This window comes from Pedobacter suwonensis (genome assembly GCF_900111825.1).
Classification (GTDB): Bacteria; Bacteroidota; Bacteroidia; order Sphingobacteriales; family Sphingobacteriaceae; genus Pedobacter; species Pedobacter suwonensis.
The window spans coordinates 71,545-87,241 of the sequence record NZ_FOJM01000004.1 but is presented as its reverse complement, the minus strand read 5'-3'; the positions used below and the strand labels follow the sequence as shown (position 1 = coordinate 87,241).

Below are 15,697 nucleotides of genomic sequence, written 5' to 3'. Positions count from 1 at the left end.
AATTAGCTTTCGAAAGTAAGTAAGGCATGCTGGCTGGCCGTATAAAGATCCCTCCAAACCCTATTGATTTCCGATTCTTTCTTTGCCGCCTCTAACCCACAGTATGGAAACAACATGGCTGCTAATTTCCAACAGGCATGGGCCAATTTACGGCTGTTTAAGCTTACCTCGTTTAACTTGTCATCTCCAATTTTACCTTTATTCATTAATTCATCCCATGATTCATCAAAAGAAAGGTAAAATTGCGTACGTAGGCTTAACAATTCAGCTTTGCAGTCGTTAAGCACACTGTTAAAAAACAAAATCTGCGATTCGCTATATCTCCCAAGTCCAGAACGGGCATAAAAAGATTGTTCAACCAATCTGACAAAATGATTGGTCATTCCTAAACTATTTACGGCTAGTGTGGTTTCTGCGAGTTGCAAAAAGGGGTAATCAAACCCGCAATCGGTCACTTCAATTTGTTGATTAATTTTAAAGGTCCGGTTTTCGTTCACGCTTAAATTACAAACTTCAAATGCATGGCTTCCTGTAGCTATCAAGCCAAAGTACGACCAGCCTGGTAAAATATTCACTTCTTCCCTTTTGAGGATAAATGACTTTACTTCCGGCAATCCGTTTTCATCCAAAATATCATCACCGCTTTCATTTTTGAGGGTACAATTGGCGGTAAATATAGTGGCATGTAATGCACCGCTGGCATAACTCCATTTACCATTAAGCAGATAACCTTCCTGAGTTTTAACCGCTACTCCACCAACAGCTCCACTTCCTGCAAAACAAACTTCACGCTCAGCAAAGATCTCTGCTGCCAGTTCGGGATTTAAAAATCCGGCAAACCAGCCCGCACCTGCACAAAGGGTAACGGTCCAGCCTAAACTTCCATCGGCTTCCGCTAATTCTTCTTCCAACCTTAAAATTTCCGGAAGTTTCTTCCCTGGGCCACCATAAACCTCGGGTACAAAAAGCTTAAACCAATTTTCCTGATAAGCAAGCTCCAAAATTTCGGGATGTAGCTTGCCTATTTCTTCAGAAATTGCAGCATAAGGTTTAACTCTTTCCTGCCATGTAGCGTTTAATGTTTTATTCATGATCGATTAATGCGAAAGATGATTAGGCTATGCTGAGTTTATTTTTGTTAATGATCTTTTTCCATTCAAAAAAACCAAATATGGCTACTATGAACAAAAATGTTGTTAAACAGGCCATGAGCGGAAGTTTTTTATGAAATAGCAATGGAATGGCCACAATATTGGATACATTCAGGAATATCCAGTTTTCGATTTTTCGCTTAGCTAACAACCACATGCCTGCCCATGCTGTTGACGACACAAAAGCATCAAACAAAGGCACATCTGAGTCGGTATAATGCCTCAAGACCAGGAAAAGCAGTACGAAGCCGATTATCGAAATTGAAACTGCAATGATTAATTCATTATTACCCGACCAAGATACCTGACTCTCACCATCCAGCTTCCTCTTTTTCCAGATAATCCAGCCATAAATGCTCATTACCAGATAATAAATACTCAAAAGCGTTTCAGCGTACAATTTTACGTTCAATAATAAAAACATGGATAGCAGAATCGAAATTATTCCGGTTGGATAAAGCCAGATACTATTCTTCTTCGCTAACAAAACTTCAGCTACGCCGAAACCTACGGCCAGCCATTCAACTAATGAAGTATTTAAAATCTGCTCCTGAAAAAGTTTAAACCAGTCTTGAAAACTCATTTACAATATTTGTTAAAATGATTGAAACTGCTTTCAGGGCGAAACAGCAAGGTAAATGCTAACCTCTTTCCTACGTCGGTATTATCCGCATCAGGTTCATTTAAGGTGGAGGCTGGAAGGTTGGAAGGTGGAGGGGGAAAACCTTCAACCTTTTACCTTTCTACCTTTTACCTTAAAATGGGTATAATCTCAGCAAGTTGGACGCAATAGAAACTACAATACCAAAAAGCACCCCTTTGAGCAAGGCAAATATAGGTTTAAAAATGAAATGTTTTGATCGAAATGAGAAGAGTTGTCAACTTTCCTGCCAACAGGCTACTAAAGTTGACAACTCCAGAATCTATTTAGAATAACCCCAACTGTCCTTTATCGTCTATATCAACATCATCTGGGTTGGTGATTTCGAAATCTATCTTTTTAACAGGTTTTTCATCTGCCTTGGGTTCATCGCTGGCTTTACCACTTTCCTTTTTAACTGTTTCAGGTTCTGATTTCGGTTTTTCTACTGCACCAGGTTTAGCTTTTACTTCTGGTTCATCAGCCTTAACTGCTGGTGCTTCCGTAGGTTCAAACTTTGGTTTTGGCTGTGCTGCAGCAGGTTCATCGGGTACGGTCGGTACAGTTTCGTTACCGGTTCCCGCTTCTTCATTGGCAATTTCCGCATCAGGTATTGATTCCTCATCCCATTTTTCTTCCACAGTTGTGTCTGCTGGTTCTTCAACAACGATTTCCGGTTCTTCTAACGCTACTTTCTGAACATCATGCGGAGATAATCTATTACCGTTCGCTTTCAATCCTTTAACATCAATCAGTTCCGACAGGGTTAAATCCAATGTTTCGGGAATCTGGGTTTTACCTTTTAAAACATCGACAATAACTCTCGCAGCCGGATTGGAAGTCAGGTACAGCAATTTCGATTTCTGCTCTTCACTGATAAAAATGGTTTTCTTGCCATTAGCCTGCAGTTCGAACATGAAACGTTTGATAAAATAGTTTTGCGCTTTACCTTCAAAATGCACTGCTGCGAAAATCTGTTCAGGATCAAACTTCTGGATCAGAATCAAGCCATCATCAAAGTGATTGCTCAGTTCGAAAGAACTCAACTCATAATATCCATCTTTATGTACCTGTAAAATACGGTCATCGCCATCAAATTCGCCCAGATATTTTCCGCGTCCATCAACATTCAGGCGCTTCAATAGATCATCATACCAGATTTTCAGCCCCGATAAGGTAGAAACACCTTTACTTTTCAGAATGATTTTCTTAACCGGGTACTTAGATACAATATTACCCTGCGAACCACGTCCTTTAATGGCTACTTCGGCAAAATCAAGATCGAACTGCAGCTTACGCAGTTTAGAATGGGGCTTTAGTGCTACATTGATCACTTCAGCTTCTCCATTCGGATTAGCGGTAAAATACAAAACCTTTGAGCCTTTCGATCCCTTGGTTAAATCATATTCTTTATCGCGTGTTACGCCTACCACTGCAAACCTTTTAATATAGGAAGTACCGCTCGCCCCATCCTTATAAACCATGTTATAAATGGTACGTTCGTCGTTCTTCTTAAAAACCTGCACATGGATAATCCCTTTACCCACGAAAGTTTTATCAGCTACTTTGGTAATGATACATTTCCCATCCTCACGGAAAACGATTATCTCATCAATGTCCGAACAATCGGCAACAAATTCATCCTTGCGCAAGCCCGAGCCTACAAAACCATCAGCCCGGTTTACATATAATTTTACATTGGCTAAGGCAACTTTTGATGCTTCTACCCGATCAAACAAACGGATTTCGGTTTTACGTTCCCTACCTTTACCATACTTATCCTTCAGTTTCTGATACCAGGCAATGGCATAATCAGTAAGGTGTTTTAAATGATTTTTAACAACTTTTATTTCATCTTCCAGATTTTTCATCTGCTCGTCAGCTTTTTTCACATCAAAACGGGTGATGCTACTCATCGGCTTATCAATCAGCTTCTTAAAATCCTCAGGCAATATTTCGCGGTAAAGCGATGGTTTAAACGGTTCGAATAAAGCATGTAATACCTGAACCACGGTTTCAAAATTGGCAGAATTTTCATATTCAGGATTCTTATACATGCCCTCCTGAATAAATATCTTAAGTAAAGAACTAAAGAAAATTTTCTCCTGTAATTCGTGCAGGCGGATTTCGAGTTCTTTTTTAAGTAAACCCTTGGTGTGTTTGGTATTTTCAATCAGGATATCGTTCACACTCAAGAAGTGTGGCTTATCATCCTGGATGATACAGGTATTTGGCGAGATGGAAACCTCACAGGCTGTAAAAGCATATAGCGCATCAATAGTTACATCAGGCGAAATACCCGGTGCCAGGTGCACTACAATTTCTACATTGGCAGCGGTATTATCCTCAATCTTTTTGATTTTGATCTTGCCTTTATCATTGGCTGATAAAATGCTGTCAATTACAGATCCTGTTGTGGTACTGAAGGGTACTTCAGTGATGACCAGGGTTTTCTTGTCCTTTTCGGTTATTTTTGCACGCACACGGATTTTGCCGCCGCGCTGCCCTTCATTATAGTTAGAAAAATCAGCCATTCCTCCCGTAAAGAAATCGGGCAGGATATTTGGGCGCACGCCGCGTAATGCTTCCATCGATGCATCCAGCAATTCGATGAAATTATGCGGCATTACTTTGGTGGCCAACCCTACCGCAATACCTTCTGCACCTTGTGCAAGCAATAAAGGAAATTTAACCGGTAGTGTAATTGGTTCATTATTACGCCCATCGTAACTCAACTGCCATTCGGTAGTATCAGGATTGAATACCACTTCGTTGGCAAATTTTGATAAACGCGCCTCAATATAACGTGGTGCTGCAGCGCTATCACCCGTAACCGGATCACCCCAGTTACCCTGCATATCAATCAGTAAATCTTTTTGCCCAATCTGCACCATTGCATCTCCTATTGAAGCATCGCCATGCGGATGATACTTCATGGTGTTCCCGATTACGTTAGCGGCTTTATTGAAACGGCCATCGTCCATCTCTTTCAGAGAGTGCATAATGCGGCGTTGAACAGGCTTTAAACCATCATTAATATGCGGAACTGCCCTATCAAGAATTACATAAGACGCATAATCGAGAAACCAGTTTTCGTATAAACCGTTGATTGGGGTTATGGTATGTTTGTGCTCTTCGTTTACGTTTTGATCTAATTCTTCACTCATTTATTTACAGAAATTGGCAGCTGTAAATATAATAAAAATGATGGCACAGCGTGAAGAGAGGTTATTCACATTTTGCAAAGTGCACCCATCCTATCGGCTGGTGGCTCACCTGCCGAAATTTAAATTTGTTTGTGTTGATTTGGAAAGCAGGGTTCTGTAGGTTTTTTGAAACGTTACTTCCGGCTTTCCGATTCGATCTTTTTTGCGCGCAAGCCATACTCAGCCTACAAAAAAGGATCTCCTCTGCAATCCGGTTTAGACGGATAGTTTCGTGCTGCTATTTAGGGTGGCAAAGAGCAGAAAACAAATCGCGCCTTGGAAACTGGCAATAAAGAACAATTGCAAACATACCATCGAACTTATATTACCTTAAATGTCTTACATGTTGAAAGAATCAAAAAAGATCCTTCACTACATTCAGGATGACAGATCCATCTATCCTCCACTGGCTCACCTGCCGAAATTAAAATTTGCTTGTGTTGATTTGGAAAGCAGGGTTCTGTAGTTTTTTTGAAACGTTACTTCCGGCTTTCCGATTCGATCTTTTTTTGCGCGCAAGCCATACTTCAGCCTACAAAAAAGGATCTCCTCTGCAATCCGGTTTAGATAGATAGTTTCGTGCTGCTATTTAGGGTGGCAAAGAGCAGAAAACAAATGGCGCCTTGGAAACTGGCAATAAAGAACAATTGCAAACATACCATCGAACTTATATTACCTTAAATGTCTTACATGTTGAAGGAATCAAAAAAGATCCTTCACTGCGTTCAGGATGACAGATTTATTCTATCGGCTGGCGTCTCACCCGCCAGAATTTTAATTTACTTGTGTTGATTCGGAAAGCAGAATTAAGCTTATATTACCTTAAATGTCTTACATGCTAAAAGGAGAAAAAAGATCCTTCACTGCGTTCAGGATGACAGATCATTCCTCCCCCAACAGCACACCCGAAACGTTCCAGGCACTAGAGCTGCCGCCTTCAGGTTTGCCCATGGGGATGGTTACTTTTATGGTATGAGTACCCGCCTTTAAATCGCCCAGACTGATCCAGTTTGGATTGGTAACCGTACCCGGGCACCAATTAGAACGGCTTAAATCTGATGAAGAAAGTCCACTTTCGAAATTGCCCGAAGCCGGGTTGGATAAACGGTATGATCCGCAATCCTGCCGCCATGGGGTAAAAGCAAAAGCTTCTTTTCCATCTAACCAGATCGTATTTTTCCGGGGTACAAACTCATCGCCATTACCCCAGCCACCATGTCCGGTGGTAATGTAACGCAACTTTGCATCTTTTAAATCCTTTGTTAAAGTGAAAGAAACCTCCAATCCCTTATCGCTGCTAAACATGGTCGCATACTCCTGCCCCGCCATTGCCATTACATTGGTGGAATCGAATAAAGGTAAAATCACTTCTTTCGCCACTTTCGGTCTTCCGCCGTTGTGTAGCGTAATATTCAGTGAAACCTGATGTCCGCCTTTATCATAATTTCCAATGAAAACAGCTACCCAGGCTTCTTTTCCGTTCATCAATGGAAATAACTCCGAAACATCCTGACGGTAATAAACTTGTTCCGCCCAGTTTTTATCTTTCAATTTTAAGGTATTGTATTTACCCACTCCAAAAGGCGTAAAAAAGCGCATCAGTTCAATTACCGGATCATAATCTGCCGTAGCCACTACGCCCTGGTATTTCTTCCCGTTTCCGTTATCATAAACAGGCAGTTCTTTAACCGAATTCTTAAGCGCATCCATCAAACTGATCTTCTTGTCAGTCGGGATAATAAATACTGAACCTGTCCTGTCGTAAGCATCACCGCTTGATTTTTCTGTTAAATCAACAAATACAGTTGGGTTGACCAACGCCGGGAATTTAACTTTTCGGGCGATTACCGTTCCGCCGGCAAAGCGAAAAACAGAATCGTTTGATTGTGGTTTATCAACAAAATTAATGGTTTCGTTACTAAAAACATTTAAAGTGATAAATTTGCTTTTCCAAAGCAAATCTTTATAATTTAACCCATCGGTTAGTTTAGCTGATATTTTTTCTAAGTCAATTGGCTTTACCTTCTTAACTTCTTCAATTTTTGTAGCGGTTATATAACTGTTTCCATTACGCACCTGCTCTAAAACCAGTCCCAGACCTTGTCCCAAACTTGTTGGCGCAGCTTTTATACCGGCATCGGCAGTATACCATAAATCGATACGGTTAGAATTTACCACCGTTGTTGCCCTTTGGCAGGTGTAGCCTAAAATTACCTTTGTCTCCGTACCCAACTCAAAAGCCTGCTTAGCAATTGCAGCGCTATCAGCAGTAGCAATCTGATTATCGACACCTAAATCGGCCAACTGATATAAAATCTGATTGGGCTTGTTTACAATGCTCTGTTCGTAAGGATATTTCGCCTTATGATTGAGAATGGCTGCATTGGTAATTAAGTTCTGCTTTGCAGAAGCAATAACTACTGCAGGATTCCGATCTTCTTTTGGCTTCCCATCAGCTGAACGGAAATAAGTAATTTGATAAACTGAATTATCCTTAAGTATGCCCTGCGCATGCAGGTTAAAAGAAATAAAAGCAGAAAAAATAAGGGTGTAGAGGTATTTCATTGTGGCTAAAAAACCAAATATAGAGAATAGTTTAATAAGCGTTAATAAGCGAGACAACAACCAATAGCCTACGGCAGAAATCGTCATCACCAAAGCAAGGCGGAGTGTACATATCTAACAAGACAGATTTAGCTTCGCTGAGCCTTCGGGTTCTCGACTGTGTTGCACTCCGCTCGAAAGGACGACAATCCAAAGAAGAAATACTTCCGCGACTAACGCTCCAACCGATCCTCAACAAACGCAAACGGTATCAAACTCTTTACACTGGGCACTTTTAAAACTTCTCCATTTAAACAGTAAAAAATCACCTCAATCGGTGCATTTTGTTTCCGCTCAAATTCTACCATTACCTGTAAGCAACCTCCACAGGAAGTTACTGGCTTTAAAATCTCAAAATTATCGGTCTGTGCCGTAATCGCCATGCTTTCTATTACCGCATCCGGATAGGTAGAACCAATACTAAAAAGCGCAACACGCTCCGCACAAAGTCCTGAGGGATAGGCTAAATTCTCCTGGTTGCTGCCTAAAATGATTTCGCCAGAGGCCAGGCGGATGGCAGTTCCTACCCTAAATTTAGAATACGGAGAATAAGAGGTACGTAAAGCCTTTTCTGCGCATTCGCAAAGGGTTTTATCGGCCAATGTCAGTTCAGAAATATCAGCATACTGTTCAAAAGTTATATTAAGATTTATAGCATTCATTTTAATTGATTTGGAACCGCCAATGTTAAATTTTTACAGCGGGCGAACAATTTAGGTTATTTTTTGTATTATTTAGTAAACCTGCCTTAAAATTAATTTTAATGGCATGCTTTAGGCATTTATCTAAATACCAAACACACTTAGCTTTGAATAAATACGTACGCAAAAGTCTTAAAATTTTATTGTGGGTAATTGCTTCCATCATCTTTCTGGTGATTGGTGTGGCCCTTTCGCTAAATATTCCAGCTGTTCAGAATTTTGTTAAAGGAAAAGCGATAAACTATCTTAAAAATAAAACCAAAACCGAAGTGAGTCTGGAGAGCATCAAAATTGCTTTACCAAAAGATGTGGTTTTAAACAAGTTTTACATCCAAGACCTTAAAGGCGATACCTTATTATATACGGAGAAACTTTCAGTTGATATCAGTTTATTCAAATTGTTGAAAAACACGGTCGAAATCAATAACATTGAACTTAAAAATGTACGTGCCAATGTAAAGCGCATCGCTCCGGATACCACCTTTAATTTTTCTTTCCTGGTTGATGCTTTTGCAAGCGATCAGAAAAAACCGGAGGAGCAGGTGAAAAAAGACAGCACTTCTACCCTAAAATTTTCCGTTGATAAGGTCTCTTTCGAAGATATCGGCATCAACTACCGGGATGATGTTGCCGGTAATGATGTAAAGTTGTATTTAGGCGCATTCAAAACCAAAATCAAAGATTTCGACCTGGCCAATCAGCATTATATCATTAAAGAATTAAGCCTGGTAAATACTTCGTTCCGTTATCTACAACAAAAACCACTTGTTAAATTGGTACAGCACATTACCAACAGCGTTGATAGCGCTGAAAAAACACAGGGTAAGCTGCCATTGATAGAAGTACAGAATTTCGTTTTCAATCATGTAAAGGTCAACTACGACGACCAGATTTCGACAACGAAAGCGGTTGCCGATGTGAACGACCTTGGCCTGGTAAACCTGAAAGTAGATTTAACCAATAGTAAATATGCTGTAGATGATGCGCATTTAAACAAATCGAATATTCTTTTCGCATTTAAGCCGGCCCCAAGCAACGATTTAAAGAAAGTTAAAGATACTGTTGTTCCTGAAAAATCATCATTGGGATTAATGATCAAAAACATTAGTTTAGCAGATAACGATGTACAGTTCGACAACCTGGGTGCAAAACCCGCTCTTAAAGGCATAGACTTTAACCACCTAAAAATAAACCAGTTGAACTTAGGCGCAAGCGATGTAAGCTATAGTTCAGCAGGCATAAAAGCCAATGTTAAAAATGGATCTTTAAAGGAAAAAAGCGGCTTTATCCTGAACGAACTGCGTGGCGATGCAGTGTATAATGATAAACAGATCAGGCTGAGCAATTTCATCCTGAAAACGCCAAATACCAGCATAGAAAATGCTACCGAGTTAAATTTTACTTCAATGGAGGATTTGACCAAACATCCGGAACGCGTAAAATTGAATATAGCCCTAAAAAATACTACCATTGGTTTAAAGGATGCCGGATATTTTAGTAATGCCGTACCGGCAAATTATCGCAACGAAAAAATAAAAATCAATGCTGATGTTAACGGCTACCTGAACGACCTGAATATCCCTAAACTACAGATCAGCGGTTTAAAAAACACACAGATAGACATTAGTGGAAAAGCGAAAGGTTTACCTGATGTTAACAAAACCTTTCTCGATTTAAACATCAAAAAACTTCATGTAACTAAAGGTGATATTCTGGTAGCTTTACCTAAAAAATCGTTACCTCCTTCAATTGAACTGCCTAACGTAATTGATGCAAAAGGTAATTTTAAAGGTTCGATGACTGATTTTAATACCAACCTGAACATTAATACCGATATGGGCGGAGCTGTGGTATTTGCAAGCATGAATGGCCCTAAAGGGAAAGAGCATTATAAAGCAGATGTGAGTTTAAATAACTTTAATGTAGGCAGGCTTTTAAAAATGCAGCCTAAACTGGGCCGCGTTTCCATTAAGGCCAATGTGGCTGGAACAGGCCTTGATCCTAAAAAAATCAATGCGAAGTTCAATGCCAAAGTGTTAAATGCTTATTACAATAAATATACTTACCGAAATTTAACACTTGCCGGAGATTACAGCAATCAGCGTATCAACATCAAAAGCAACATGCCCGACAGTAATGCCAACTTTAATTTAGACGCGAAAGTAAACCTTGCAGGTAAATATCCTGCGGTAAAAGCAGATCTGAATCTAAAACAGGTAAATCTGCAGGCGCTCAATTTCAGTCCAACGGTGTTAAGTGCTGCCGGAGTAGTTAAAGTAGACCTGGCTACTGCGGATGCGGATTACCTGAACGGATCGGTGGATGTTACTGGCTTACAACTGGTGAAAGATAAACAAAGAATTAATGTGGATACAATTTCGGTCCGGGCAAAATCTACCGCAACTGAAAACGAGCTGACACTGAAATCGGAAGTACTTTCAGCAAAAATCGACGGAAAATACCAACTGACCAAAGTAGGCAGCGCCATTATTAACGAAATCAATAAATATTATGCTTTTGGTACGGTTACAAAGGTGCCCGATCAACGTTTAAGATTTTTTGTCCAGGTGTATGATTCTAAGTTATTAAAGAACTTTGTGCCTGAGTTAACAGTATTCAAATCGTCACAGTTTTACGGACTGATTGATACTCAAAAAGACAGCCTGCAGATTAAAGGCAACTTTCCACAGGTTGTTTACGGCGATTTTAAAGTAGATACTACGGTGTTAAACATCAATAATGACAACAATAAATTAGACTATAGCTTAACTGTTAAAAGCCTTCAAAGTCCATCTGTTGCGCTTTTCAATACCGAAGTGAGTGGCGATGCTGCAAATAACAATTTAGGTGTTAACATTTTCTTGCGAGACAGGCAGAAAAAGGACAAGTATGTAATTGGGGGTAATTTCCAATCGATCAATAAAGATTTTAAATTCTCTTTAGATCCGCAGAAACTTTTGCTCGATTATCAGAAATGGGTAGTTTCGCAGGATAACTATATCCAATTTGGCGCTTCGGGCATATTGGTTAACCAGTTTCAGATCAGCAATAATGGTCAGTCATTATCTATTAACAGCAATCCCACCCAACCCAATGCACCTTTAAATGTAACATTTAAAGATTTCCAATTGGAAACCTTAACTAAATTTGCTGAAACCGATACGACTTTGGTTGGTGGCCGCTTAAATGGTACAGCAAATGTGAAAGATCTGGCCGGTACACCAAAATTTGAAGCAAACCTCACCATCGATCAGTTGCGCTATCAAAAAGATCAGTTGGGAACCTTACGTTTAGCGGTAAACAACAATACCGAAAATGCCTTCGAGGTAAACGTTGCCTTAACCGGGGTACATGAACTAAGGGTAAACGGATTTTACTATACCGCGCCGAAAAGTGCTCTGGATCTTACCGTAAATATTGATAAGATCGAAATGAAAAATATTGAGAGCTTATCTGCAGGTCAGCTTAAAAATGGAACTGGCACGCTATCAGGGGAACTAAGTGTTAAAGGTGAATTAACTGCTCCGAAAATATTGGGCGATTTAACTTTCAATAATGCAGGGATCAGGGTGGCATACGTAAACTCCTATTTCCGCATGCCCAACGAGAAAATTTCCTTCACAAATGAAGGGATCAGTTTTAACAATTTTACGCTGATCGATTCCTTAAATCAGAAGGCTACCATCAATGGAAAAGTTTATACCAGCAATTTCAAAAATTACCGTTTTGGTTTAGACATCAAGATGAACAATTTCAGAGCAATCAACTCGACCGCAGCTGATAATGACATGATTTATGGAACGGTATTTTTAACCAGCGACATTAAAGTGCGAGGCGATTTGAACCAGCCTGACGTAAACATGAACGTTAGGGTGAACAAAGGCACAAAATTCTTTTTTGCCCTGCCATCAAGCGATCCTTCTGTTATTGACCAGGAGGGAATTGTGCAGTTTATTGATGCTGACGCGCCACCATTTAATGGCCAGAAAGCTTTGAAAGTTGATACCGTTAGTAAAGCTGCCATGAAAGGGATTAACCTGGTTGCTGCCATCACCATTGATCCCGAAGCAGAACTGAATGTGGTGGTAGATCCGTCAAATGGCGACGCCCTGAATATCAAAGGCGAGGCAGACCTCAATGCAACAATGGACCCAAGTGGAAAAATCAGTTTAACAGGTCGTTACGAAGTTATAGATGGTTCGTACAATTTATCAGTTGGTCCGCTAGGCAAAAAAGCGTTCAAACTGGTAAAAGGAAGTACCATCGTATGGACAGGTGAACCTACTTCGGCCAATGTGAACTTGACGGCATTATACGAAGTGAATGCGGCCCCTATCGATCTGATCAATGAGCCGGATAACATCCAGGCCAAAACCAAATTGCCTTTCCAGGTTTATTTGATGATGAAAGGAGAGCTATTGAAACCAATCATTTCTTTCAAACTTGATTTGCCGGAAAACGAGCGTGGTGCGTTAAATGGAACAGTATACACCAAACTGATCAACGTAAACCGCGATGAAAGCGAACTGAACAAACAGGTTTTTGCACTGCTGGCATTGAACAGGTTTATCGCCAACAATCCTTTCGAGAGTTTAGCCGGTGGCGGCGGTGGTGTTTCTACCCTGGCCAGATCAAGCGTGAGTAAATTATTAACAGAACAGTTAAATAACCTTGCTTCTGATTTAATTCAGGGTGTAGAACTGAACTTTGGCGTAAATTCATCAGAAGATTATTCTACCGGATCACTTCAACAGAAAACAGACCTGGAAGTTGGCTTATCAAAAAAACTATTAAATGATAGGCTTACGGTTACCGTAGGAAGTTCTTTTGCCCTGGAAGGACCGCAGGCACCGGGCGAAAAATCGACCGATATCGGCGGAAACGTAAACGTTGAATACGCTTTATCAGCCGACGGAAGATACAGATTAAGGGCTTACCGACGCAACCAAAACGATGTAATTGTACAGGGGCAGATTATCGAAACCGGTTTGGGTTTCACCCTCGTAGTAGATTACAATAAATTCAGAGAGATTTTCCAGAAAAAACGCAACAGAAGAAACATTGAACAAAAACCTAAAAATGAGACAACTAATTAGACCAATTTTATTAGTACTGGCCTGCTTAGTTTGGGCTGCATGCAGCTCTACCAAATCGTTAAAGCCGGGACAACATTTATACACTGGTGCTGAAGTAAAGATTAATCCAGATTCTTCAGGTAAAATTGATGATGAGAAACAGGTAAAGCGCGATTTAGAAAGTAAGACAAGACCCCGCCCCAATAGTTCTATTTTAGGCATAAAGTTTAAACTTGGGATTTATAACCTCGCCGGAGAACCAAAAAAGCCTAAAGGTTTTAGAAACTGGTTACGGAGACAGGGAGAAGCCCCGGTCCTTCTTAACGAAGTTAAACTAAAATACAATAACGATGTGCTTACCAGCTATTTAATCAGCGAGGGTTATTTACAGGCATCGGTTACCGGAGATACGGTAGTAAAAGGTAAAAAAGGGAAAGCCGTTTATACTGCAGAAACGGGTAACCGATATAAAATAAACAAAGTTACTTTCCCTCCTGACACAGGGGTTTTAACCAAAATCATTAATCAAAACAAAAATAAAACCTTAATAAAGGCAGGCGACTATTACGATTTAGACAATTATAAAAACGAGCGTATCAGGATTGACAATGACCTTAAAGAGCAGGGTTATTTCTATTTTGGGCCCGATTATCTGATTATGCAGGTTGATAGCACGATTGGAAAAAACCTGGTAAACGTGAACATTAAGGTAAAAGATATTGCCCCTGATGCCGCATTGAAACCGTATACCATCAGGGATATTAATATTTATCCGAGTTATAGCCTACGTAGAGATACCATCTTAAGAAAGTTAAAGCCACTGGAATATCACGATTTCAGTATTTATGATGACCGGAATACTTTTAAGCCAAGGCTGTTCGACCGTCTGGTGTTTTTCCAAAAGGGTGAACCTTATAACCGTAAAGATCATAACCAATCGTTAAACAGAATGGTTAACATCGGGGCTTTCAGGGATGTCAGGGCAGAATTTTTACCGGTTGACAGCTTCAGAAATAATCAGTTGGACCTGAATATTTACCTTACCCCATTAAAGAAAAACTCATTGAGTTTTTCGGTTACGGGTACCAGTAAATCGAACAATTTTGTCGGTTCTGAAGTAAAGGTTACCCAAACTACCCGAAACCTGTTCAGAGGCGCAGAGCAATTGGATGTGAGTGTTAGTGGCGGTTTCGAAACGCAGGTTAGGGGTACCTCGCTGGGCCGGAACTCCTTATCATTTACAGCTGAGGGAAAACTAACCTTCCCAAGGTTTATTGTACCATTTTATAAACCGAATAGCACAAACGCTTTTATACCGAAAACCATTGCTTCGCTTTCTTACCAGATGCTTAACCGTGGGTCTGAATATACCTTACATGCCATAAAAGGTGAGTATGGCTATAATTTTAAAGAGAACCAGTATAAAGAACATAACTTAAACCCCATCTCGATTAGTTATATTTCTACAGGTTTTCCAGATTCTAATAGAAGAGATAGCCTATTTAGATCAAATCCCCTATTAAGGAGTACATTAGAAAACCAATTCATTATTGGAAGTAATTATAACTTTACCTACACCAACCAGATGGAAACCAACCGCCGCAATAACGTTTATTTCTTCGGGGGTTTAGAAACAGGCGGTAATGTTTGGGGCCTATTTACGCCAACTAATGAGAAAGGACAAAAAACGTTATTTAATACACCACTAACACAATTCATCAGGGCTGAGGCCGATTTTAGGGATTATTATAAAATTAACCGCAACCTGATCTGGGCAAACCGTTTAAACCTGGGTTATGGTTACGCCTATGGTAATAGCAGTTCATTACCATTTGTGAGGCAATTTTTCGCCGGGGGTAGCAACGATATCAGGGCCTTTCCGGCCCGTACTTTAGGACCGGGTACTTACAAAGTTCCGGATAATGCGATTTTTGCTGATCAGGGTGGCGATATTAAATTGATGCTTAATTCTGAACTCCGGTTTAAACTGGTAAGTGTGCTTTATGGCGCATTGTTTGTGGATGCGGGAAATATCTGGCTCAGGAAAGAAGATCTGGGAGAACCCGGAAAACCGGAAACAGCAAGATTAGGATCAGGTTTTAAGCTAAAAAATACTCTTAATGAGTTAGCTGTGGGTACTGGTGCTGGTTTACGAGTAGATGCAACCATTTTTGTTGTTCGTTTAGATGTAGCCTTTCCTGTGCGAAAACCTTATCTGCCTGAAGGACAAAGGTGGGTATTTGATGATATTGCCTTTGGCAATAAAGATTGGCGCAGACAGAATTTAATTTTTAATATAGGCATAGGATATCCGTTTTAA

7 protein-coding genes are annotated in these 15,697 nt (G+C 40.2%); 2 read left to right on the top strand and 5 right to left on the bottom strand.

Going from position 1 to position 15,697, the window contains the following annotated elements:
• Positions 1-2: 2 nt before the first annotated feature.
• The 5 genes from BM107_RS06700 to BM107_RS06675 all read right to left on the bottom strand — a co-directional run bounded on the left by BM107_RS06700 (position 3) and on the right by BM107_RS06675 (position 8,263).
• A complete protein-coding gene (locus BM107_RS06700) occupies positions 3-1,091 on the bottom strand; it encodes an acyl-CoA dehydrogenase family protein (protein WP_090981552.1) in 1,089 nt (362 codons plus the stop codon).
• Between the two features lie 22 nt (positions 1,092-1,113).
• On the bottom strand, positions 1,114-1,734 hold the full coding sequence (gene pnuC, locus BM107_RS06695) for a nicotinamide riboside transporter PnuC (RefSeq protein ID WP_090981550.1): 621 nt from the start codon (positions 1,732-1,734) through the stop codon (positions 1,114-1,116).
• A gap of 344 nt (positions 1,735-2,078) precedes the next feature.
• The gene (locus BM107_RS06685; protein ID WP_090981546.1) at positions 2,079-4,958 is read right to left on the bottom strand and encodes a DNA gyrase/topoisomerase IV subunit A; all 2,880 of its coding nucleotides are present in this window, start codon (positions 4,956-4,958) and stop codon (positions 2,079-2,081) included.
• Positions 4,959-5,879: 921 nt separating this feature from the next.
• Positions 5,880-7,562 (bottom strand): PNGase F N-terminal domain-containing protein, encoded by a 1,683-nt coding sequence (locus BM107_RS06680; RefSeq protein WP_090981544.1) that lies wholly within the window; start codon positions 7,560-7,562, stop codon positions 5,880-5,882.
• A 212-nt stretch (positions 7,563-7,774) separates the two neighbouring features.
• Complete coding sequence (locus tag BM107_RS06675; protein WP_090981543.1) at positions 7,775-8,263, bottom strand: cytidine deaminase; 489 nt, start codon at positions 8,261-8,263, stop codon at positions 7,775-7,777.
• 146 nt (positions 8,264-8,409) lie between these two features.
• Here BM107_RS06675 and BM107_RS06670 point away from each other — a divergent pair, with 146 nt between their 5' ends.
• Together BM107_RS06670 and tamL are read left to right on the top strand one after the other, a co-directional pair.
• Positions 8,410-13,398, top strand: coding sequence for a translocation/assembly module TamB domain-containing protein (locus BM107_RS06670; protein ID WP_090981824.1), 4,989 nt, complete (start codon positions 8,410-8,412; stop codon positions 13,396-13,398).
• Complete coding sequence (tamL, locus tag BM107_RS06665) at positions 13,382-15,697, top strand: translocation and assembly module lipoprotein TamL (RefSeq protein ID WP_090981822.1); 2,316 nt, start codon at positions 13,382-13,384, stop codon at positions 15,695-15,697. Before BM107_RS06670 ends, tamL begins: the two co-directional genes overlap by 17 nt.

Coding starts and splice junctions, on each gene's coding strand:
- BM107_RS06700 (WP_090981552.1), bottom strand. CDS start 1,091: ATGAATAAAACATTAAACGCTACATGGCAGGAAAGAGTTAAACCTTAT.
- tamL (WP_090981822.1), top strand. CDS start 13,382: ATGAGACAACTAATTAGACCAATTTTATTAGTACTGGCCTGCTTAGTT.
- pnuC (WP_090981550.1), bottom strand. CDS start 1,734: ATGAGTTTTCAAGACTGGTTTAAACTTTTTCAGGAGCAGATTTTAAAT.
- BM107_RS06685 (WP_090981546.1), bottom strand. CDS start 4,958: ATGAGTGAAGAATTAGATCAAAACGTAAACGAAGAGCACAAACATACC.
- BM107_RS06680 (WP_090981544.1), bottom strand. CDS start 7,562: ATGAAATACCTCTACACCCTTATTTTTTCTGCTTTTATTTCTTTTAAC.
- BM107_RS06675 (WP_090981543.1), bottom strand. CDS start 8,263: ATGAATGCTATAAATCTTAATATAACTTTTGAACAGTATGCTGATATT.